A 22,949-nucleotide genomic window follows, 5' to 3' on the forward strand; every position below is an offset into this window, starting at 1 on the left:
CGTCAGATAGGCGTCGGGTTGCGGATTTCAAGCGTGTTGACGCGCTTTTCCCTTGCCCTTTTCTAGAATTCGTTCAGCCACAGGAGCACATCGCATGACCATCCACGTTGGTGACCGCATTCCCGAAATCGTGCTCAAGCGCTTGCGTGAGGGGATCGAGGCAGTCGACACCCACACCTTGTTCGCAGACCGCAAGGTGCTGCTGTTCGCGGTGCCGGGCGCGTTCACCCCGACTTGTTCGGCCAAGCACCTGCCGGGCTATGTGGAGCACTTCGAGCAGTTCCGCAAACGCGGCATCGAAGTGCTGTGCACCGCCGTCAACGACCCGTTCGTGATGCAGGCCTGGGGCCGCAGCCAGCTGATCCCCGATGGCCTGCACATGCTGCCCGATGGCAATGCCGACCTGGCCCGCGCACTGGGCCTGGAAGTGGATGCCAGCGGCTCTGGCATGGGCCTGCGCTCGCGTCGCTACGCGTTGTATGCCGACGATGCGGTGGTGAAAGCCCTGTTCGTCGAAGAACCCGGCGAATTCAAGGTGTCTGCAGCCGATTACGTGCTGCAGCACCTGCCCGATTGATGCATTGATTCCCCCGCCCACTCAGAAGGAAAACGGCCAGCCATGTCTACCCAGCCAGCCAAGCAACTCCCCGCCGGTATCACCGACACCGCCACCTTGCGCACCCGCGCACGCCAGAGCATCGAAGACGGCGCCGTCACCGAGAGCTACCACGCCGACCGCGAGGCGGTGATCGACCTGCTCAACACCGCACTGGCCACCGAATACGTGTGCACGCTGCGCTACTACCGTCACTACTTCATGGCCAAGGGCATGCTTGCCGACGCGGTCAAGGGCGAGTTCCTGGAACATGCGCAGCAGGAACAAGCGCACGCGCACAAACTCGCCGAGCGCATCGTGCAACTGGGCGGCGAACCGGACCTCAACCCGGACACGCTGACCAAGCGCTCGCACGCCGAATACAAGGAAGGCACCGACCTGCGCGACATGGTGCGCGAGAACCTGATCGCCGAACGCATCGCCATCGACAGCTACCGCGAGATGATCGATTTCATCGGCGACAAGGACACCACCACCAAGCGCATTCTCGAAAGCATCCTGGCTCAGGAAGAAGAGCATGCCGATGAGTTTGCCGACATGCTGGAAGGCTGGATTGGCGAGTGAGGTGATGGTGGTTGATGCGTCAGTGCACCGCAACCTGCATTGATATCGCGTCGTAGCGTCGTTTGGGTGCGGTCAAAGGCTCAGGTCAAAAGCCTGGTTAGTCGAGGGCGCGATGCCATCGCCGCTTGCGGGACACGCCGCAAGTACATCCGTGTAGGCTCGGTGGCGGCATCCATGCCGCCACACGGTCCCGCAATCGGTGAGGACACCACGCCAGAAAGTTAGTCGGCCGCTTTGTTGAAAACATGCACACTGACCATCTCCACTGGTCCTTGCCCGCCCACCGTCGCGGGACCTTACGCGGCATGGATGCCGCGTAACCTACATGGACGTACTTGCGGCGTGTCCCGCGATGGTGGGCGGGCAAGGGCCCTGCAGCCAAACCACAGTCCAGGCGCTCCTGAATCTCTGCTTCAACGCAACACCCGAAACCGCACCTGCGTCCAGGCGCCATCGCTAGCCATTGCCGTCAGCGTATGCGTGCCGACGTCTTCAAAATCGCGTTGAAATCCCTGCCGGCCATTGGTCTGTGCGATCCAGCGGCCGTCCAGCAACCAATCGATGCGCGCGTCACTGCCCAATGCGCGTAGTTGCAAGCGCACCGGGCGCGCGGTGGCGTTGGCGCGTGCCAGCGTGGCGCGATCGCTCAGGCCGTCGATGCGCAACACGCCACCACCGGTCATGCGCCCATCGGGCAGACAGTCCGGCGCGAGCGGCGGCAATTGCGCGGCACCGCGTTCGGCTGCGCTGAGCCAGGGCGAGACCAGTGCCGGCCAACGCGCCACCGTGCGTGGCTCACGCTGATGCGCCTGGCTGCACTCTTGCGACAGCCGCTGACCGCTGCGCGCATCCACATCGAAGTGCAGTTGGCCGCTCTGCCATAACCGCGCATCGCGTTCGGCGAAGGTGGGCGGTACTGCGCCATCGAGCGCGTACGCTTCGGCACGTCGCGCGCATTGCGCCGGTGGTGTGCGATCGGCCGCGCCGCCGAGCGGCCAGCAGATGTCCAGCGCCTGCACATTGGCCGGCATCGGCACTGGCGCGCTATCGCCGGCACTGCGCGGCAACGCATCGATGACTTCGAACATCAGCGGCAACGCGGTGACCGCACCGTACTGGCCCGGCAGCGGCGTGCCATCCGGGCGCCCCACCCACACCCCGACCGTGTAACGGCGCGTGCCGCCGATCGCCCACGCATCGCGGTAGCCGTAACTGGTGCCGGTTTTCCACGCCACACCCGGGCGCGCGGCGGTGTCGAAGGTGCCGCTGCCATACCCGGGGCGCGGATTGCTTTGCAAAATCTCGCGCACGATCCAGGCCGCACCCGGCGACATCAGCCGGCGCTCGATGCGCGCATCTTCGGGCGTATAGCGCACGTGCCCGGCAATGCCGCCGCGATTGAGCGCAGCAAATGCGCCCACCAGTTCCTGCAATTGCGCACCGGTGCCGCCCAGAATCAATGCAAGCGACGGCGTACTGCCATGTGCAAACCGCAAACCGATCCCGGCATTGGACAGCCGCGCAGCAAACCGCGCCGGGCCGATACGATCGAGCAGATCCACCGCCGGCACGTTCAACGACAGCCGCAACGCCGTCGCTGCGCTTACCGGCCCATTGAAGGCTGCATCGAAATTGCCGGGACGATAACTGCCAAAGCTCTGCGGCGCATCCACCAGCAGGCTTTCCGAGTGGATCAACCCATCGTCCAATGCCATGCCATACAGAAACGGTTTGAGTGTGGAACCAGGCGAGCGCCAGGCCTGCACCATGTCCACATGCCCCAGCCGCTTGCGATCGCCGAAGCTGGCCGAGCCCACATACGCACGCGCTTCCATCGTCGCGTTGTCCACCACCAGCAAGGCGGCCGAGGTGCGCTCGGGCAGTTGCGAAAAATACGTCGCGACGCGTTCTTCCAGCGTGCGCTGCAGTTCCACATCCAGCGTGGTGACGATGCGCGCCGCACGCGGTTGCGCGCTGTGCAAGCGCTGCGCCATCAGGGCCGCATGCAAGGGCGGTTTGAGCGAGCGCGTGACCACCGGTTCGATGCGCGCATCGTCTACCTGCGCGCGCGACCACACGCCCAGTTCCACCATGCGATCGAGCACCTTGTCGCGTGCGCGTTGCGCAGCTTCCGGATGGCGATCCGGGCGCAGGCGGCTTGGCGATTGCGGCAGCACCGCCAGCAACGCAGCTTCGGCCTGCGACAGGGCCTTGGCCGGTTTGCCCAGGTACGCCCAGCTGGCCGCTTCCACGCCTTCAATGGTGCCGCCGTAGGGCGCGCGCTCCAGATACAACGTGAGAATCTCGCGCTTGCTCAAGTGCGCTTCCAGTTGCAGCGCGCGCAACAACTGCTTGGCCTTGCCCCACGGCGTGCGCGTATGCGGATCCAGGATGCGTGCCACCTGCATGGTCAGCGTCGAACCGCCGGAGACGATGCGCCCCTGCCCGATCCACTGCCCACCCGCCCGCAGCAGGCCCCACGGATTGACCCCGGGATGGCGCCAGAACCAGCGGTCTTCGTAATTCAGCAGCGCCTGCAGATACAGCGGCGACACGCTCTGCGGCGTGGCCGGATAGCGCCATACGCCATTGCGATCGGCGAACGCGCGCAACGGCGTGCCATCACGTGCGACCACCAGCGTGGAGGTGTCGCGGGATCTGGGTAGCGGCAGCGGGAAGGCCAGGTCCAGCAGCAGCACGGCAGACAACAGTGCCACGGCGCTCCAGCGCAGCCACGTCAACCAGCGGCGGTGGCCGCGTTGAGCCACATCATCGGTGGTAGCGACGCGTTCCTGCGTCCTCTCGGTCCTTGCCTGCGCTTGCTGCTGCTCATCCATCTTGCGAAGCATGCAGGGCAAAACTCATTTCGGCCACTCTTGCGCGCCGCGCATCGGGTGAAAAGCTCACCTGCGCACTTCTGAATGACGTAATGACGAACGCGCTAGCTTGCAACGTCCGCACGCACCGAGCGACGCGGCCTTACAAACAACCGCAGCAATCCCATCGCCAGGAATACGGCAGATAGCCGCAATGCCATGCCGAGCCAGCCACTGGCGGCCGAATCGGACACCGCAAAGACCGTCCAGGCCGCATTGAGCGAGACATGCAGCACCCAGCCGCTCCAGATCGTGTAGCCGTCCTGCGCATCCACAATGGCAAACAGCAGCGCTCCGATGCCGGTGATGGCGAAGATCAATAAGGCGTCGCCGCCTCCGCCGCCTGCCCCCAGCCAATGCACGCCGCCGAACACAACGGCTTGTACCAACGCGGCGATCGCCGGACGCCAGGCCAGCGCGCGGCAGGCAAAGACGAAGCCGAAACCACGAAACACGATTTCCTCGGCCAGCGGAAACAGCAGCGCCAGCCACAGCAGGCCAAGCAGATCGTCGGTGCCGACCGAGGTGGATTGCGTCCACAGCCCAAGCCAGCACGGCAGTGTGGCCAACAGCGTCAGCGCCGGGCCGCGTAAGCCGTTCCAACGCAGCCCCAGACGCGCTGCGATCTCGCCTGGCGTGCCAGGATGCAGCAAGGCCGCTGCAACGAGCACGACCAGTACGCTGAGCAGATTGTCGGCAATCCCGCCGCCATAGGGCACGGGAATCTTGGGGATAGGCAGGCCGACGAGCTTGGCCACGTCGCGCACCTGCAGTGCGATCAGCAGTACCAATAACCAGACAAGATGCTTAGTGAATCGGCGCTGCGGCGTATCGAGCGGCATGCAGACGTCCTTGCGTGCAGAGGCGATGACTATAACGGCGGCGGCGAGATCGCCGCAGTGTCATGGGTCATGCATGCCGTGCGACGCCAGTCGTCTCCGCGGCGCGTCTGCCGCTTGCACCGGCTGCAGCATGCAGCCTTGTAGCGCGCTTAGCGCTTCTCCAACGTGGCGCGATAGCGCAACAAGGCTTCCGGCGCATCGGTCTGGATGATCGATACACCATCGCGGTACAGGCGGCCCCAGACCTTGTCCGGGTCGCGCTCGGCATCGGCGTCGCCACCGTAACCGGCGATAAAGCCTTCCCACAGCGAGTTGACCATCAGCCGCACGTTTTGCGCCTTGCTCACGGCGACCAATGCCGGTAACTGCGCTGCCGACATCTTGGGCAACTCGAACGCGGCCGGATGCGCGTTACGTGTCTGCGCGATGGCAATCGCGGCCAGGTCGGCATTGCCATGCGCGTTGATCAGGATCGGGAAGAAGTACACCTTGTCGAACGGCAGCATCGCCGCCAGCGGCGCAGTGGCGATGCCGGCTTCGGCCTTGACGATCACCTGGTGCTGCATGCCGGCACGGGCAACCGCATCGACCACCTGCACGTAGATCGCATCCTTGACGTCCAGATTGAGCAGGATATGGCCCTTGGACTTGGCCAGCATCTGATCGAGCGTGACCACGCGTTGATCGGTCAGCGGTGCCTGCGCGCCACCTTCGTCGCTGCGCAGGCGCAGCTTTTGCAAGTCGGCCAAAGTCAGCTCGGACAGTTTGCCGGTGCCATCGGTGGTGCGGTCCACGGTGGCGTCGTGCAGCATCACCAAGGTGCCGTCGGCGGCGCGCCGCACATCGGTTTCCATGACGTCGGCGCCGATGGCGATGCAACGCTCAAGCGCGGCCAGCGAGTTTTCCGGTGCGGTGTCTTTGAAGCCATGCTCCGGTGCCGGCGCGTGGCAACCGCGGTGGGCAACGACCACGATGCCGCCGTTTGGATTGGTGAGACGCGCCTGAATCGCGGCGACGCCCGCGGGCGCTGCACTTGCATTGGTGGCAAGCGCCACACACGCCATGGCCGCGAGACTGGCAACAGAACGTAATGTCATCGAACGACTCCGCTTGAAGGGGATTAACAGAACGACTGCGCGTCCGTCGAGCGGGCGCAGCCAGCACACGGTGCGGCATCTACCACTCGCATACGTCGACTCCTACGCATCGACTGCGCCCAGCTGACGACCGCTCACCACGCGCCATTCGCCGTGCTTAAAACGTCGGCGTAAAGCGCAGACCGAACCAATAGGTGGTGGGCACCGAATAACTGTCCTTGAGCAGGTTCTGCCCGGGACCGGTCACGCTGGTAATGCGGCTGTGGGTGAGGTTGCTGACCTGACCGATCAGGCTGAGCTGTTTGCTGATCGCGTAGGTGGCAGTGAAATCCAGCTGCGAGCGCGGCGACCAGTACAGATCCTGCCAATCGATATTGCTGACGATGGCGCGCAAGGCCTTGCCCTGACGGTTGTAGGCCGCGCGCAACTCCAGACCGCCGGTGTTGTAGAACAGCGTGGCATTGGCGGTGTAGTCCGGCTGGCCGACCAGGTTGTCGAGCTTGCGCTCGCGCTGGGCCACGTTGCTGCCGCTGCCAACGCTATACGGTACATCCAGGCTGCCATCGAGCACGGCGAAGTTCGCACTGAAGCCGACACCGCTCAGCCATGGCGCGATCGGCGCCAGCGTATTGACGATGCCGTTGAACTCCACCCCGCGGATACGCGCCTTGGCAGCGTTGGCCGGCGTGCTGATCAGCGCGTTGGCGTAGGTGGTGCCATCGAAGGTGAAGCTATCGGTGCGCGAGAGGGTAAAGATCTCGTCCTGGATGCGCTTGTCGAACACCGCCGTGGACGCGAACGCGTCGAAATCGCCGGGCAGACGCCATTCCAGCGACAGATCCAGGTTATTGGACACACGCGGCTTGATGTCCGGGTTGCCGATGGTGACGGTGACGCCTTGCGCATTCGGATTGCCGGCATCGGCGGTGTTGACGAAGCCGATCGAGGTGCGCGCCGCATACGCATCGTACGGCGGGCGACCGAGCGTGCGGCTGGCACCGGCGCGCAGGTCCAAGGCATCGGTCAGGTGGTAGGTCATGATCGCCGAGGGCAGCAGATAGTCGTAGTCCGCATTGGTCGGGTTATCGACATACACGTAGCGATTGGTCGCGGTGTCCAGCTGCCGCTGGCGGCCGACCGTGTTGAGCTTGGTGCTATCGAAGTGCAGGCCGCCCTGCACGTTGAAACGCTCGCTGCGATAGCTGACCAGGCCATAGCTGCCGAAGGTTTTTTCGGTATGGGTGAAGTTGTCCTGATTGCTGAACGCCTGCTGGTCGGTGCTGTTGAACGCGCTCAGCGGCGTTGCAGCGAGCACGCGGTTGGCCTTGTCTGGATCGATGGTGATCAGGTTCAGGCCGGCATAGCGCATCGGCGCCCTGCCGGTGCCTGCCACATCGGCCAGGCCAAAGGCCGGCGCGCTGGTGTTGGGCTGATACTCGACGCGGAAGATGTCGTAAGACGGCTTGTCGGTGGTGTACGACACGCCTGCCGCAAAACCAATCCCTTGATCGCTTTCGCCCTGATTGAAACCGTAATCGAGCCGGCCGGTGAGAATGCGATCGGCCGCGGTGCGTTTATAGTCCGGTCGCCAGTACGACAGGCTGTAGTTGTCCAGGTTGTTGTAGGCCTGCGGCGATACCCCGAAGCGCTGGTCGAAGCCGGAGGTGTCGTAGTTGAACGCGTAGTTGGGCGTGGCATTGATGGTCACGCCACTGCCGGTCTGGCCCACCGGCACGGGCGCGGCGCGGGTGATGCCGGTGGCGTACTTGATCATGCGGATCGGCTCGTCGTAGGTGGCATCCGACCACGCACCGCGTGCAGAAAACTGCTGCCGATCGGTGGGCCGCCAGATCGTGCCCAACTGCGCCACCTTGGTGCGCGTGGTGACGATCTGGTTGGAATAGCCCACCTCGATATCGCCACCGGGATAGCTGCCAGAGGTGGCGGTCTGATTGAACACCTGGCCACGGTTGCGCGGGTCGATAAGGACCTCGTTGCGCTGCATGTTGTCCTTGAAATAGTAGTAGCCGGCCGTTGCATAGGCTTCCAGCGCAGCACTGGGATGCACCTCGAACTTGCCGGTGACGCCGTAACGGTCGCGCTGATTCTGCACGTACCAATACTTGTCCTGTTGCGGCACCGCCCAGCCATTGCCCAGGTTGGCACCGGTCTGCAGCACGTCGTTGTTGTCGTAGAACCCGTAGTGCACCGTGTCGGTGGTCATATGGGTTTCGGTGTAGCTGCTCAGCGTCTGGTAGTTGGCCGACAGCGTGAAGCCGTATTGCTGCTCGCTACCGAAGGTGCGGCTGCCGGTGGCATTCAAGCGATAGCCGGGGTCGTCCTGATCGCGCGGCTTGCCGACATCGTTGGCGTGGCCGAGCGCGGCTTCGGCGCTGAAGAACGGCTTGCCGCCGTTTTCGAACGCGCTACGCGTTTTGAGGTTGATCGCACCGCCCGTGGCGTTGGGATCCAGATCGGGCGTAAAGGTCTTGACCACCTGCAGCTCGCTGACCATCGACGCCGGCAACAAATCCAGACGCACGCCGCGGGTGATCGAGCCAAGCGTGCCATTCGGTGTGCCGGGCGAGGCAATGGTCAGCCCATCGATGGTGACGTTGTTGTAAGACGGCCCCAGGCCGCGCAAGACCGGCGTGGCCGCTTCGTCGCGCGGGTGCTCGTTGTCGGTGGCCGGCAATACCGACAGGCCGGGCACGCGGCGCAGCGTTTCGACGATGGTGCTGTCGGGCAAGGCGCGCACATCGGTGGCGCTGATGACGTCGGTGATGTTGGTCGCCGCGCGCTTGCTTTCCACTGCGGCGGCATTGGCACGGCGCACGCCGGTGACCTGCATGGCATCGAGGGTCTGCACGCCGGTTTTGGTAGTGGGAGGTGCGTCGGCGTTGGTTACTTCGCCTTGTGCCGATGTAGGCGATGAAGGCGATGAAGGCGATGCAGCAGGATCTACGGAATCTGTAGATGCATCCAGCGACGATGGAGAACGTTGCTTTGCCGTCGCAACTTCAGCATCGGACGTGGTTGCCTCGTCAGTATTAGCCGTAGCTGTATCTCTCGGTGTAGGTGTAGGTGCAACTACACTCGCTGATGCGCTCGCGATCGTAGCCATAGCCGCAGAAGACGTTTGAACCGAGGCATCGGCCGGCATCGCTGCACGCTCGTTGGCGCAGGCCTGCGAAGCTGGCGAACATGCCGCAATGGCCACGGCGAGAACGGACAAGTGCAAACGGTACGAATCGGAGCGCTGCATGGAATCCCGTAAGTCGCGCAGCAAGGACGCCGCGCCTGTGAGAAAGCACACCACCGTAGCCAGTAAAAATGACCCTTGCGTGTCGCTTGCATCGCACTGAAAAGACACTGCGCAATGATGTCTCGGCATGCGAAGCAAGCCGCTCCCCTGTCGGGAGATGGGTTGGGGTGAGGGTGCGGGGCGAAGCCACTCGGTAATGAATGACATGAGGCTTCGCACGTACCCTCATCCGCCCCTTACGGGGCACCTTCTCCCGATGGGAGAAGGGATGGTTTCGGCGGCCTGTCAGGGATAGCGCGGCCTTACGGCTGCACCACCGTCATCGTTGCCGGCGTACTGCGGCCCACGCCGCGCAGATCCGGCCGGTACATGTCTTCTACCAACGACGGCGGCACCGTGTAGGTGCCCGGCGTCACCGCACGCACCAGGTAATACACCTGCGCCTTGCTGCCCGAGGACAGCGCCAGCGCAGCCACATAGCGGTCGTCGCGGAACTCTTCGTGCTTGACGTCGGCGGCGCTGGAACGCTCGCTGATGCCGATGCCATCTACCACCACATCGGCCCACTGCTTGGCATCACCCAGATTGAAGTTCTCGATCTCAAGGCCTGCCGGCAACAGGTCGGTGAGCAACGCGTCCGGCATGCTGCTGTTGGCGGTGATGACCACGCGCACGATCAACGCTTCGCCCTCCTTGAGCGGACGCGGCGTCCACGGTTTGCCGTCGGTGGTGTACCAGCTGCGCTCCACGCTGAGGTTGCGCGTGTCCGGCTCCGGTGCGCTGCGCGGAATGCCGGCCACTTCCAGGCTGGCATACATCGGTGCTTCGCCCTGCGGTGCGAACTGCACACCGCGCGCCAAGGCGGCGCTGTCGAAACTACGCCCGAACAAACGGGCCGGCGCAATCTCCTGCACCTCGCTGCCCACTGTCAGCGTGCCGGAGACCTGCTTGCCCTGCCCGACCATCAAGGCCTTGCCCAAGCGCGCAAGCGCCACCTGCTCCTGCGTGCTCAGCCACAGCCAGCCAGTGGCGCGACGTGCGTCCAGCGCGCGGCCTAGCGCAACCGCACGGGTGTCGTACTCGGGCTTGGACAAGCCACGCTCGTGCAGCAGCGCCATCATCAACGCATCGTCGCGGATCGCACTACCGTAATCGGCGAAGTACAGCGGACGCTCGCTGCTGTCCTTGGCGAACCCTGCCTTGATCGCCGCCTCGCCGCGCTTGGTATCGCCCTGCAGCGACAACGCCGCACCCAAATGCACCAGCGACAAACCGGTCAGTGCCTTGTCGCGCTGGTTGTCGTACAGCGCGCGCAGCGTGCCCAGTGGGGCGCGGTTGACGCGTGCCAGCACATACCCCGACCAGGCCTGATTGGCGAACTTCAGGCTATCGCGGCGATCCTGCCCGTAGAACTCGTTGCCACCGGACAGCAGGTCTTCGCTAAGCCGATTGAGCGCTTTCTGCAGCACGTTGTCGGGCACTGCAAATCCGGCGTCCTTGGCGTCGAGCAGGAACTCGGCGATGTAAGGCGTCAGGCCCGGATTGAGGTAGCCGTCGTCGCCCCACATCGAAAAATGCCCGCTGGCGATCTGCATCGAGGCCAGGCGACCGAACGCGCCTTCCATGCGCTCGCGGCGCGTGGCCGCATCCAGCCCCTTGGTGCCCAGCGCCTTGGCAGTGGCATCGTCGAGCAGCAGCGCCGCATAGCCCTTGCTGGTGGTCTGCTCGGCGCAGCCATACGGATACTCCAACGCCCCTTGCAAGGCGCTGGCGAACGGAATCGGCGGCAGCGGGCTGACCACCATGCGTGCGGTCACCGAGCCGGCCATCAGGCCATCGGCAAAGCCGCTGTCCAGGGTGATCGGCGCCAGCGGATCGAGCACGCGCGTCTGCGCACGCAACACCTGCGGCCAACCGGCACGCACCGGCAGGTCGTAGCTGCGGTCGGCCTTGAAGCCATTGCCGTCCACACGCACACGCACCTTGGCCACGCTATAGCCTTCCGTGGCGCTCAACGGGAAGCTCAGCGTCTGCTTGGCATCCACGCCGAGCTTGACGCTGCGCGACGCCTCGGCAATGGCCAATGGGCCGACACCCTCGACGCGCACATTGAACTCGCCCGGCTTACCGGTGAAGTTCTGCACATCCAGTGTCACCGTGCTGCGGTCGCCCGGCGCCATCACGCGCGGCATGCTGGCCTCGGCCAGGATCGGCGCGCGCACCACGGTTTCCATATCGTGATTGCCGAACCGCGTGTCCGAATACACCAACGCCGAGACACGCAGCGTGCCGTTGAAATCCGGCACCGGCAGCTGCACGCGCGCATTGCCCTTGGCATCGAGTTTTACCGAGCCGGAAAACAGGTCCACGGTCTGCACGCGCGCGGTCGGGCGCTTGGCTTGCGGCAAGGCTTCCAGGGCCATGTCGCCGCCGAACTTGAGCTTGCCGCTGGCGCCTTCGAAACTTTCGATCACCCGCCCATAGATATCGTAAGAATCGGTACCCAACCGGCGCTGCGCGAAGAACTGCGCGTTGGCATCGGGCACCGGGAAGCGGGTGATGTTGAGGATGCCCACGTCCACCGCCGAGATGGTCACGTGCGCAGCCTTGCCGGCCAACTCCGGCACGCTCACCGTCACCGGCAACGCCTGCTCGGGGCGCATCTGCTTGGGTGCAGCCAAGCCCACCGCCACACGCCGTGTCTTGCGATCCATCGGCACAAATGCCACACCCACCGCGCGCGCCGGGGTGATCTTGCTCGGCGCACTACCACCGCGAAATACCAGCGCGGTGACGTACACATCGTGGCGCTCCCAGCCTTCCGTCACCGGGATTTCGAAGGTACTGCCCGGCTTGACGTCGATGTCCTGCACGTACAGCAGCTTGTCGCTTTCCACCAACAACACGCCCTTGCCGGCATGCGGCGGGGTCAGCGTCACCTTGAGCGTATCGCCGGCGCGGTAGCCGGTCTTGTCCAGCGCCAGCTTGACCTTGTCCGGGCGCGCATCCAGGCCGCGGTTTTCGTCGTTCCAGCTCCAGCCGGCACGGAATGGATATCGCGTGGTCAGCCCGGTGGCCGGGTCGAACACGTCCAGGCGGTACTCGCCCCACTCCACCGGCACATCGAGCTTGGCATTGCCGCTGCCGATGTCGAGCGTGCGCGTGTCCTTGTTCTCGAAGCGGCGGGTGAAGTCGTAATCCCAATGGTCGTCGGTGTAGTTCCAGTGGTAGTCGCGCAGCTCGCGCACCAGCGTGGCCTTCAGGCCCTTGGCCGGTTGCGGCTTGCCATCGGCATCCACGCGGGTGATTTCGAAGCGCGCAGTGCCATTGGCATCGGTGCCGTCCTTGTCGTCGAACAAGGGGCGCACGCCAACCAGCGCCTTGGCCGGCCACAACACGCGCTTGACGGTGCGGGTGACGGTGCGCCCGCCGGTCTCGTAGACGCTGCCGGAGACCACCGCCGCAATCGTGCTGACCGGCTTGGCTTCGGCGGGCAGCGCGATGTCCTCGCGCAAGACGCCGTCGCTGCCGAACTCGGTATCGATCACGTCCTTGGCTTCGCGCGGCAGCTCCAGCGTGGGGTCGCCGAAGAACCAGCCCGGCAAGGACTCGAGCGGATGCTGTTCGACGCTGACCGCGAGCTTGGCGGTGAAGCGGTTGCCATCGGCCGGCGCGCCGTACAGATACGCGGCATTGGCGACCAGCTTGAACGGCTGGCCGGCACTCAAGGTCTTTTGCGCGGCATCCAGATCCAGCTTCATGCGCTCGGGCAAGAACTCTTCCACGCGCACGGTCATGCCTTGCACCGCGTCCTTGCTGGCCGGATCGGTGCGGAATTCCACCTGCCAGCGCCCGGTCGGCGCATCGGCGGGAATCTGCTGGATGAATTCGAAATAGCCCTGCTCGCCGGGCTGCAGTCTGGTCTCGCGGAAGGTCTTGCCGTCCGGCTGCTTGAGGCGCAGGAACACTGGCTGCGGCTTGGTCGGCTTGCCGTCGTTATCGCGCAGGATCGCCGACACGCGCATGGTCTCGCCGGGGCGATACAGGTCGCGGCCAGCCCAGGCGAACACGTCGAACCACGCGCTTTGCCGCCCGGCCACCGCAAATTCGCTCAGATCCAGCGCCGGCTGGTTGAACGGCAGCACCGAGATATCGGTCTTGCTGCGCGCCGTCAACACGTGGCCGGCATCGAGCGTGTAGTTGAGCAGCGCATTGCCGTTACCGTCGGTGGCGCCCTTGAGAAACAGCTCGCCCTTGGCATCGAGGATGCGCACTTCCACGTTCTTGATCGGCTCACCGCTCTGCAGCGAGGCGGTGTGCACGAACAACTTGTCCTTGTAGGCGCGCGTATGCAGGCCGATGTCACTGACGGTGAAGAACGCGGTATCGAAGCCATTGTCGAAACTGCCGGCGCGCTTCATCACCGCGAAGTACAGGCCCGGCTCCTGCAGTTCCTTGATGTCCTGCGTGGGCAGGTAGGTCAGCACGCGCTCGTTCTGCTTGCCGCCAAGAATGAAACGATTGACGTAGACCGGGTCGGCCAGCTTGGACAGCGGTTCCTTGTCGCTGTACTCACTCTCCAACTCCCAGCTGCCGCGACGACCGCCGCGCTGAAACTGCTGAAAGAACGCCGGCAGCGATTTCTCGCGCACGCGCAAAAATTCAACGTCCACCTCCGGTACGTTGACCGACACCACCGGCAGACCACGACTCTCGCGTGCCGGCAGCACGCTGCCTTGCGAAGCGAACCCGGCCACAGGCTTGAGCTGCCCGGTATAGACCTTCTGCTTGAGCGGTTTGCCCAGGCGGCTGCCATCGGCGGCCAGCAGGTTGGCATCGACCAGCACGGTGTAGTCCTTGGCCGCTTCCACGTACGGGTAACGCAGCGTCTTGCCGTCGTCGGACAGCGACCAGCTGCTGTCGCCGGTGCCGACCTTTTCCTCGAAGCGCACCAGCGCATCGAAATCCTGCGTGCCGACCAGCGGCCGCGAGAATTCCAGCGCCAGCGACAAGCCGTCGCTGGTCTGGTCAGGATAGGCACGTGCCAGCGCAAAGCCGGTAATCGCCTGCTTGTCGGCCTTGATCGCCTCGCCGCTGGCGGTGGGCAACTGGCCGCTTTCGTTGCGCTTGCACGCCACCCCGCCGATCGCCACGGTCAGCAGCACCACCCACAGCAACATGCGCCGCGTGCCTGACCACTTCATCCCTGATTGCTGGCTGTCCATTCGTGCTACCCCATGACTGAGGACGCAAGTATAGCGATGCCGTTCACGTCACTGATGGCGGCGATGGGTCGAGGCATGGACTTACCGATGGGCGGTGATCATGCGCCGCTAGGCGAGCGTTGCGATGGCACCGGCGCGCTTGACCTGCGGACGCAGTGGTTTTGTTAGTCGCCCTTTTTAGATGCGGTCAAAAGCCTGGTTGGTCGAGGGCGCGGTGCCCTCACCGCTCGCGGGACACGCCGCAAGTACGTCCATGTAGGCTCGGTGGCGGCATCCATGCCGCCACACGGTCCCGCAATCGGTGAGGACACCGCACCAGAGAGTTGATAGGTTGCTTTGTTGAAAAACATGCACACCGACCATCTCGACTGGTCCTTGCCCGCCCACCGTCGCGGGACCTTACGCGGCATGGATGCCGCGTAAGAGCCTACACGGACGTACTTGCGGCGTGTCCCGCGATGGTGGGCGGGCAAGGGCCCTGCAGCCAAGTGGCAGATCAACCGCTCTGCAACTGATCTATCCGCGCTAAGCAATCACTTCGACATGCTGAGACTTGAGTCGCAGCGCCGTTTAGATGCAGTCAGAAGCTCAGGTAAGAAACCTTGTCGGTCGAGTGTACGGTGCCCTCACCGCACAAGAGAATTCGTCGGTTGCTTTTGTTGAAGCTACGCAGACCGACCATCTCCACTGGTCCTTGCCCGCTCACCGTCGCGGGACCTTACGCGGCATTGATGCCGCGTAAGAGCCTACATGAACGTACTTGCGGCGTGTCCCGCGATGGTGGGCGGGCAAGGGCCCTGCAGCAAAGTCGCAGCTCAGCGGCCCTGCAAAGGACCGATGTGAAGTCGCTCTGTTCGCCGCTCCTAGTGCAACTGCAACAACGTACGCATGTACGTGTCGATCAACGCCGGCTTGTCCGCACGCAGGCAAGCCTGCACGTTCGGCGTGCCGGCTCCTTCGCGGGTATACCCCTGCGCATCGACATCTAGATGCACTGGCGTGGTCGGACACAGCGCGGGGCGCAGCAGCCAGGCCACCGGCACCGCGTCGAACAAGGTGGGCGTGGCGCTGGCCCAGGGCTGGTCGGTATTGCGCCACTGGTAGTACAGCTGAGTGAGCGCATCGGTGAGCCCATCGCCATGTGCAAACAAGGCGATGCGCTCGGGTTCTTCCAGCGTGATCTGGGTAGCGTCCAAGGGCAGCAACACGATCGGCACGCCAGCCGCGAACACGCGCTGGGCGGCGGCGACATCGGAGAGGATGTTGTACTCCGGTGCCGGCGCACTGGCCGGCCGATACGCCGACTTGCCATAGCCAACGCGTACCGAGCCGCCCATCGCCACGATGCGCTTGAGCTTGGCAAAGCCGGCCGGGTCGCGCTGCTGCGCCAATGCGGCGTCGGTCATCGGCCCCAGCACCAGCAAGGTCACCTGACCGGGATGCTGGCGCGCCTGCTGCAGGATCATCTGCGCCGCATCCGGCAGCTTGCCTGGCAACTGTCCCTTGGCCGCCCAACGCGCCTGGCTGAAGGCAATCGTGCTGGTGGTAGGCGCGCCCACCGCCAACGGAACCTCGCTCCGCCCGGCCTGCTGCAACAGGCGCTGCAACAACTGCGCACGCAACGTGGTATCGCCCCAGGCCGATGCGATGCCCAGCACGCGCAACTTCGGGCTACGCAGCAGCAACCCCAACGCAAACGCATCGTCGATGTCGTCGCCGATATCGGTGGAGACCACCAGCAACTCGGTGGACGTAGCCGTTGGCACCGCTTGCGCTGCACCCGCGGCAGGCGTCTGCGCCCACGCCACTGCCGACGCACACCACAGCCCCACCATCCACCATGCATTACGCCATATCCGCTGCATTCATCTCCTCCTGCCGCCACAAAAAAAACCGCCGGCATCATAGCCGGCGGTTCGAGAGTGCTACACCACAACGCCGATCAGAAATTGGCGCGGAACTGCGCACCGACGATGCGCGGATCGTTGATAAAGCCGGTGAGGTTGTTGAAGTCGATCGCACCGGTCACACGGATCTGGTTGGTGCAGTTGCGGCAGAACACCGACAGCTCGTACGCACCCGCGCCCCAGTTGTAGCCGATCTTGGCGCCACCTTCGACCAGCGGCTGGCCGGTGAATTCCTTGGAGTCGTACAGGAAGAAGTTCACTTCGCTGCGGTAGGACCAGTCGGTGTAGAAGAACAGCTCGCCGTCGTTGCCCATCGGGATGCCGTAACGCAGCGTGGCGTTGGCCATCCACTTGGACGCCTGCGGCAGATCATTACCGTCGATCAGCGCGTTGCCGGCCGCATTGAGCGGGTCGGTCACGGTGCAGGTGCGGCACACGCCCACCGACAGGCTCGGGTCGTCGATGCGGGTCCAGTTGTAGGCGCCACCGGCGGTGACGCGCAGGTTCTGGGTGATCAGCGCTTCGAAGTCGAACTCTGCGCCGCGCGCCTTGGTCTTGTCGGCATTGAGCAGACGCACGTCGTTGGAGACGCCGCCCACTGCGGTGAGCTGCTGATTCTTGACGCGGAAATCGTAGATATCGAAGCTCAGACGTGCGCGGTTGTCGAACAGGTCGGACTTGATGCCGATCTCGAACGAATCCACTGTCTCCGGCTCGGCCACGGTCAGCGGCGCGGTGCCCGAGGGCACGCCGAAGCTGGCGCCACGGAAGCCGCGTGCGGCACGTGCATACACGTTGACGTCGTCGTTGATGGAGAACGTCGCCGCCAGATCGCCGGTGACCTTGGAGTTGTCGGTTTCGCCGCTGGACGGCTCGACCAGCGTGACGCGGTCCAGCGCCAGCACGTCGAAGGTCTTCTTGTCGTAGGTGTAGCGGATGCCGGCGCGCAGGTTCAAACGGTCGGTGGCCGCGTAGTTCAACGAACCGAACGCCGCCCACGAGGTATTGCGCTGGCGGGTCAGCTGATAGCTGGCCAGATCGCCACCGCTGAAGGTGTTGTAGGTGTAGTTTTCGCCTTCCACATCGTCATGGAAGTAGTACAGGCCGGCCTGCCAGTTGAGCGGGCCTTCGTATTGCGATTCGGCACGCAGTTCCTGGCTGTACTGGTCCAGGCTCTTGATGCCGCCGGCGGTTTCCACCGGGAACGGAATCACGCCCGGGCCGGACGGCGGTGCGAACACCGCGCCGAAGCCGCCGTCGATATCGCCGCGGCTGTAGTACTTGCCGATGCCTTCGTAGGCGGTGATCGAGTGCAGTGCGATATCGCCCAGATCCCAGGTCAGATTGGCGCTGCCGCCGTAGGTCTGCAGTTCCTGATTGTTGGCGCCGTCGATGAAGGATTTTTCTTCGTCGAAGCCGTCCACCAACTGGTTGGTGCCGGGCTGGATGATGTTGGCGCGGAACAGGCGCGCGGTGCCGTCCAGGTGACGCGCATGCGCGTTGAACAGCGCGCTGAAATCGTCGCTGGCCTGGTACAGCAGCTGCAGGCGCACGGCCGAGTCGGTATAGCCTTCCAGATCGCGGCCGTCGCTGTTTTCCACCCAATCGTCGCGGCGCTGGCCCAGCGTGGACAGACGCGCCGCCCAATGCTCGCCCATCGCGATGCTCAGGCCGCTTTCCAGCGTCATGGTGCCGTAGGTGCCGTACGACAGGCTGGCGTAGCCGTCATTGGCGCCGATGGTCGGCTTGACCGAGTTGAACTTGACCACGCCGGCCGGCGTGTTGCGGCCGAACAGCGTGCCCTGCGGGCCGCGCAGCACTTCCAGACCTTCCAGATCGAAGATCGGGAAGCCCTTCAAAAACGCGTTTTCCTGCACCACGTCGTCATAGATCAGCGACACCGGCTGCGAGGCGTAGGTGTTGAAGTCAGTGTTGCCGTAGCCGCGGATGTACACGCGCGGGAACACACGGCCGTTGGACGATTCGATATTGAGGCTGGGCGCCTTGCCGGCGAGCACGCGGATATCCGAGCCGCTGGTGGAGATGGCATCCAGAAATTCCGGACGCAGCACCGAGGCCGACACCGGCACGTCCTTGGAGTCTTCCGAACGGCGTTCGACCGTGACCTTGACCGCGTCCAGACGCACGACACCGTCGTCGCTGGGCGCCTGCTGGGCAGCGGCATGGAACGGAAGAAGGGAAGCGACGGCAACGGCGAGCGCGCTGATCTTGAGCGACCGGCTGGCGGACATGGGAAAGACTCCGGATTCTGGTGGCGGAACGGCCTGATCTGCATGCCGCGTTGCAACAGAATTAACACGATTTACACAAATTTGGCAGAGCGCGTGCGAAAAAGTTTTCGGAATTCGAAAAGGCGTTCGAATTAATGCAACGCGGCCGTGCAATTTGTGCGTTGGTGCGTACTGGGTCTCAGGCCCGGTGCCTGGTAACGGGTCGCCCAGAAAGGAGGCTTGGCCCTGCTGTTCCAATCATGGGGAAAGGCGCTGACATCGCCAGCGGTGGCGGCAGCATTCCATGACGCCTGCGCCGATCACTGTGCCTGCAGAACATCACCCGGCACCCGCACCCAACCTTCCATCAGCACCCGCGCACTGCGGCTCATCAGCGCCTTGGTTACCTGCCACTGGCCATCCACCAATTGCGCCTCGGCGCCAACGCGCAACGTGCCGGACGGATGCCCGAAGCGCACCGCCGAGCGCGTCGCGCCGCCCGCTGCAAGATTGACTAAGGTACCGGGCACCGCCGCCGCGGTCGCGATGGCCACCGCCGCAGTGCCCATCATGGCGTGATGCAACTTGCCCATCGACATTGCGCGCACCAGCAGATCGAGTTCGGCCGCGTGCACCGGCTTGCCGCTTGACGCGGTGTAATCGGCCGGCGGCGCAACGAACGCCACCTTCGGCGTGTGTTGCCGCGTGGCGGCATCTTCCACTTTCGCAATCAAGCCCATCCGCACCGCGCCGTGCGCACGCAAGGTCTCGAACATCGTCAATGCACGCGGGTCGCCATTGATCGCTTCTTGCAACTCGGTGCCGGTGTAGCCCAGATCGCGTGCGTTGACGAAGATGGTCGGGATGCCGGCATTGATCAGCGTCGCGGCGATCGTGCCCAGGCCCGGAATCTCCAATTGATCGATCAGCTTGCCGGTGGGGAACATCGCCCCGCCCTCGCCTTCTGCAGCATCGGCCGGGTCGAGAAATTCCAGCTGCACTTCGGCCGCCGGAAAGGTCACTCCATCCAGTTCGAAGTCGCCGGTCTCCTGCACCTGACCATCGCTCATCGGCACATGCGCCACGATGGTCTTGCCGATATTGGCCTGCCAGATCCGCACCGTCGCCACACCATCGCGCGGCACCTGCGCGGCATCGACCAAGCCATTGGCAATGGCGAACGGCCCCACCGCCGCCGACAGATTGCCGCAGTTGCCGCTCCAGTCCACGAACGCGCTGTCGATGGACACCTGCCCGAACAGATAGTCCACATCGTGCCCGGCGCGTGTGCTTGCAGAGACAATCACACTCTTGCTGGTACTGGAGGTCGCCCCGCCCATGCCATCGATCTGCTTGGCATACGGATCGGGGCTACCGATCACCCGCAACAACAACGCATCGCGCGCCGGACCGGGCTGCTGCGCGGCGGCAGGCAAATCCTGCAGGCGAAAGAACACGCCCTTGCTGGTACCGCCGCGCATGTAGGTGGCGGGGATGCGGAGTTGGGGGAGATGGGTCATGGGTGAAGGCCGGGATTGGGGATTGCGGATTAGAGCGGCAGTACGACGCCGGGAGCCATGGACGCTAGTGTGCTTGCGATGCCGATGTCGCTTTCAACGCATCTCGATTCCCGGCTCCCGATTCCCGGCTCTCCAGAAAATCCTGCGCAAAGCGTTGCAGCACGCCGCCCGCCTCGTAGATCGACACTTCTTCGGCAGTATTCAAACGACACGTCACCGGCACCTGCAACTGCTCGCCGTTGCGCCGATGGATCGACAGCGTCAGCGTGGCGCCGGGCGTGCGTTCGCCCATCACGTCGAAGGTTTCGCTGCCGTCGATGCCCAGCGTCTTGCGGTCGTTGCCCGGTTTGAACTCCAGCGGCAACACGCCCATGCCGATCAGATTGGTGCGGTGAATCCGCTCGAAGCCTTCGGCCACGATCACCTCCACACCGGCCAGCCGTACGCCCTTTGCCGCCCAGTCGCGCGAGGACCCCTGCCCGTAATCGGCACCGGCAATGATGATCAGCGGCTGCTTGCGCGTCATGTAGGTTTCGATCGCTTCCCACATGCGCAGCACCTGCCCTTCCGGTTCCAGACGCGCCAGCGAGCCGGCGGTGATTTGTCCATCGACCACCGCCATTTCGTTGATCAGCTTGGGGTTGGCGAAGGTGGCGCGCTGCGCGGTGAGGTGGTCGCCGCGATGGGTGGCGTAGGAATTGAAATCTTCTTCCGGCACGCCCATCTGCGCAAGGTATTCGCCAGCGGCACTGCCGGCCTGGATCGCATTCGATGGCGACAGATGGTCGGTGGTGATGTTGTCGCCCAGCACCGCCAACGGGCGCATGCCACGCAAGCTGCGCGCACCGGCCAGCGCGCCTTCCCAATACGGCGGGCGACGGATGTAGGTGCTGGTCGGCCGCCAGGCGTACAGCGGGCTCACCTGCATGCCCTGCCCCACGCTGCGCTTGAACATCGGGTCGTAGACGCTGCGAAAGTGCTCCGGCTTGACGCTGCGCGCCACCACCGCATCGATCTCCGCATCGCTGGGCCACAGATCCTTGAGCGTCACCGCCACGCCATCGGCATCGATACCCAGCACATCTTTTTCGATATCGAAGCGCACCGTGCCGGCGATGGCATAGGCAATCACCAACGGCGGCGATGCGAGAAACGCCTGCTTGGCATACGGATGGATGCGCCCGTCGAAATTCCGGTTGCCCGACAACACTGCTGTCGCATACAGATCGCGGTCGATGATCTCCTGCTGGATCACCGGATCCAGCGCGCCGCTCATGCCATTGCAGGTGGTGCACGCGAACGCCACGATGCCGAAGCCCAGTTGTTCCAGTTCACTCAACAAGCCGGCGTCTTCCAGATATAACTGCACCGCCTTGGAACCCGGCGCCAGCGAACTTTTCACCCACGGTTTGCGGGTCAGTCCACGTGCGTTGGCATTACGCGCCAGCAAACCGGCAGCGATGACGTTGCGTGGATTTGAGGTATTGGTGCATGAGGTGATCGCCGCGATGATCACTGCGCCGTCGGGCATCTGGCCCGGCACGTCTTCCCAAGCGCCGGCAATGCCGCGGCTAGCCAGCTCGCTGGTCGCTACCCGCTTATGCGGATTGGACGGGCCAGCCATGTTGCGCACCACGCTGGCCAGATCGAACTGCAGCACGCGCTCGTACTGCGCGGTGACCAGATCATCCGCCCACAAGCCGGTGTGGCGCGCGTAGGTGTCCACCAACGCAATCTGCGCGTCTTCGCGCCCGGTCAAGCGTAGATAGTCGAGCGTCTGATGGTCGATATAGAACATCGCCGCGGTGGCACCGAACTCAGGCGTCATGTTGGAAATGGTGGCGCGGTCGCCAATGGTCAACGCGCTGGCACCGGCGCCATAGAACTCCAGATATGCGCCGACCACACGTTGCTGACGCAGGAACTCGGTCAACGCCAACACGATGTCGGTGGCGGTGATACCAGGGGCGGGCTTGCCCAGCAGTTCCACACCGATGATGTCGGGCAAGCGCATCCACGACGCGCGCCCCAGCATCACGTTTTCCGCTTCCAATCCGCCAACACCAACTGCAATGACACCCAGCGCATCCACATGCGGCGTGTGGCTATCGGTGCCCACGCAGGTATCCGGAAACGCCACGCCGTCCAGTGTGTAGATCACCGGCGACATCTTCTCCAGATTGATCTGATGCATGATCCCGTTGCCCGGCGGAATCACTTCCATGTTCTCGAACGCGCGCTTGGTCCATTCGATGAAGTGGAAGCGATCGGCATTGCGCCGATCTTCCACACTGCGATTCTTGGCAAAGGCCTGCTTGTCGAAACCGGCGTATTCCACCGCCAACGAGTGATCGACGATCAACTGCACCGGCACCACCGGATTGACCTGCGCCGGATCGCCGCCCTGCTCGGCGATCGCATCGCGCAAGCCGGCCAGGTCGACCAACGCGGTCTGCCCCAGAATGTCGTGGCACACCACGCGCGCCGGAAACCACGGGAAATCCAGGTCGCGCTTGCGCTCGATCAGCTGGCGCAGATACGCCTCCAGCATCTGCGGCTCGGCACGCCGCACCAGGTTTTCGGCGTGCACGCGCGCGGTGTACGGCAGCGTTGCGTACGCGCCTGGTTGCAGCGCATCCACCGCAGCGCGTGCATCGAAGTAATCCAACGAGGTGCCCGGCAGGGGCTTGCGGTACTGGCTGTTCATGGCTGGCGATATCGAAGCGGGCGGGGGCATTTCGGGATTGGGGATTTGGATTAGAGTTTCAGACGCCTTTGGGTTTTTGCCATCTCTCATTGCGCTTGC

Annotated in this window: 11 protein-coding genes; 2 read left to right on the plus strand and 9 right to left on the minus strand. The window is 64.1% G+C overall.

Translation table 11 applies throughout. The annotated features are described in order from the left end of the window. Positions 1-94: 94 nt before the first annotated feature. Both FFY45_RS03745 and FFY45_RS03750 read left to right on the plus strand, forming a co-directional pair. Positions 95-577, plus strand: coding sequence for a peroxiredoxin (locus FFY45_RS03745; RefSeq protein ID WP_023902975.1), 483 nt, complete (start codon positions 95-97; stop codon positions 575-577). Between the two features lie 42 nt (positions 578-619). Beyond that, positions 620-1,180: a ferritin-like domain-containing protein gene (locus tag FFY45_RS03750; protein WP_006451904.1), complete on the plus strand. Its 561-nt coding sequence runs from the start codon at positions 620-622 to the stop codon at positions 1,178-1,180. A gap of 413 nt (positions 1,181-1,593) precedes the next feature. On the opposite strand, the gene pbpC is transcribed toward FFY45_RS03750, so the two are convergent. The 9 genes from pbpC to acnD form a co-directional block, all read right to left on the minus strand. Then, a complete protein-coding gene (gene pbpC / locus FFY45_RS03755; RefSeq protein ID WP_255171862.1) occupies positions 1,594-4,017 on the minus strand; it encodes a penicillin-binding protein 1C in 2,424 nt (807 codons plus the stop codon). Positions 4,018-4,121: 104 nt separating this feature from the next. Beyond that, positions 4,122-4,898, minus strand: a complete 777-nt coding sequence (locus tag FFY45_RS03760; RefSeq protein WP_176339467.1) for a CPBP family glutamic-type intramembrane protease — start codon at positions 4,896-4,898, stop codon at positions 4,122-4,124. A gap of 149 nt (positions 4,899-5,047) precedes the next feature. Next, a complete protein-coding gene (locus tag FFY45_RS03765) occupies positions 5,048-5,995 on the minus strand; it encodes a glycerophosphodiester phosphodiesterase family protein (RefSeq protein ID WP_176339468.1) in 948 nt (315 codons plus the stop codon). Between the two features lie 157 nt (positions 5,996-6,152). Beyond that, a complete protein-coding gene (locus FFY45_RS03770; RefSeq protein WP_439333509.1) occupies positions 6,153-9,119 on the minus strand; it encodes a TonB-dependent receptor in 2,967 nt (988 codons plus the stop codon). Positions 9,120-9,562: 443 nt separating this feature from the next. Further along, positions 9,563-14,464, minus strand: a complete 4,902-nt coding sequence (locus tag FFY45_RS03775; RefSeq protein ID WP_176339470.1) for an alpha-2-macroglobulin family protein — start codon at positions 14,462-14,464, stop codon at positions 9,563-9,565. A gap of 884 nt (positions 14,465-15,348) precedes the next feature. Further along, positions 15,349-16,320 carry a nucleoside hydrolase gene (locus FFY45_RS03780; RefSeq protein ID WP_176339666.1) on the minus strand — a complete coding sequence of 324 codons (972 nt, stop codon included), beginning with the start codon at positions 16,318-16,320 and terminating at the stop codon, positions 15,349-15,351. A gap of 107 nt (positions 16,321-16,427) precedes the next feature. Beyond that, a complete protein-coding gene (locus FFY45_RS03785; protein WP_074056865.1) occupies positions 16,428-18,644 on the minus strand; it encodes a TonB-dependent receptor in 2,217 nt (738 codons plus the stop codon). A gap of 299 nt (positions 18,645-18,943) precedes the next feature. Beyond that, positions 18,944-20,143: a 2-methylaconitate cis-trans isomerase PrpF gene (prpF, locus tag FFY45_RS03790; RefSeq protein ID WP_176339471.1), complete on the minus strand. Its 1,200-nt coding sequence runs from the start codon at positions 20,141-20,143 to the stop codon at positions 18,944-18,946. A 64-nt stretch (positions 20,144-20,207) separates the two neighbouring features. Further along, positions 20,208-22,850 carry a Fe/S-dependent 2-methylisocitrate dehydratase AcnD gene (gene acnD / locus FFY45_RS03795; RefSeq protein WP_176339472.1) on the minus strand — a complete coding sequence of 881 codons (2,643 nt, stop codon included), beginning with the start codon at positions 22,848-22,850 and terminating at the stop codon, positions 20,208-20,210. Positions 22,851-22,949: the final 99 nt, after the last annotated feature.

It is taken from the genome of Xanthomonas hortorum, assembly GCF_011305375.1.
In the GTDB taxonomy this organism is placed as follows: Bacteria; Pseudomonadota; Gammaproteobacteria; order Xanthomonadales; family Xanthomonadaceae; genus Xanthomonas; species Xanthomonas hortorum_E.

What these genes read in the sequence shown, in the direction of transcription:
- FFY45_RS03745 (WP_023902975.1), top strand. Translation starts at nt 95, where the DNA reads ATGACCATCCACGTTGGTGACCGCATTCCCGAAATCGTGCTCAAGCGC.
- FFY45_RS03750 (WP_006451904.1), top strand. Translation starts at nt 620, where the DNA reads ATGTCTACCCAGCCAGCCAAGCAACTCCCCGCCGGTATCACCGACACC.
- pbpC (WP_255171862.1), bottom strand. Translation starts at nt 4,017, where the DNA reads ATGGATGAGCAGCAGCAAGCGCAGGCAAGGACCGAGAGGACGCAGGAA.
- FFY45_RS03760 (WP_176339467.1), bottom strand. Translation starts at nt 4,898, where the DNA reads ATGCCGCTCGATACGCCGCAGCGCCGATTCACTAAGCATCTTGTCTGG.
- FFY45_RS03765 (WP_176339468.1), bottom strand. Translation starts at nt 5,995, where the DNA reads ATGACATTACGTTCTGTTGCCAGTCTCGCGGCCATGGCGTGTGTGGCG.
- FFY45_RS03770 (WP_439333509.1), bottom strand. Translation starts at nt 9,119, where the DNA reads ATGGCTACGATCGCGAGCGCATCAGCGAGTGTAGTTGCACCTACACCT.
- FFY45_RS03775 (WP_176339470.1), bottom strand. Translation starts at nt 14,464, where the DNA reads ATGAAGTGGTCAGGCACGCGGCGCATGTTGCTGTGGGTGGTGCTGCTG.
- FFY45_RS03780 (WP_176339666.1), bottom strand. Translation starts at nt 16,320, where the DNA reads ATGGTGGGGCTGTGGTGTGCGTCGGCAGTGGCGTGGGCGCAGACGCCT.
- FFY45_RS03785 (WP_074056865.1), bottom strand. Translation starts at nt 18,644, where the DNA reads ATGTCCGCCAGCCGGTCGCTCAAGATCAGCGCGCTCGCCGTTGCCGTC.
- prpF (WP_176339471.1), bottom strand. Translation starts at nt 20,143, where the DNA reads ATGACCCATCTCCCCCAACTCCGCATCCCCGCCACCTACATGCGCGGC.
- acnD (WP_176339472.1), bottom strand. Translation starts at nt 22,850, where the DNA reads ATGAACAGCCAGTACCGCAAGCCCCTGCCGGGCACCTCGTTGGATTAC.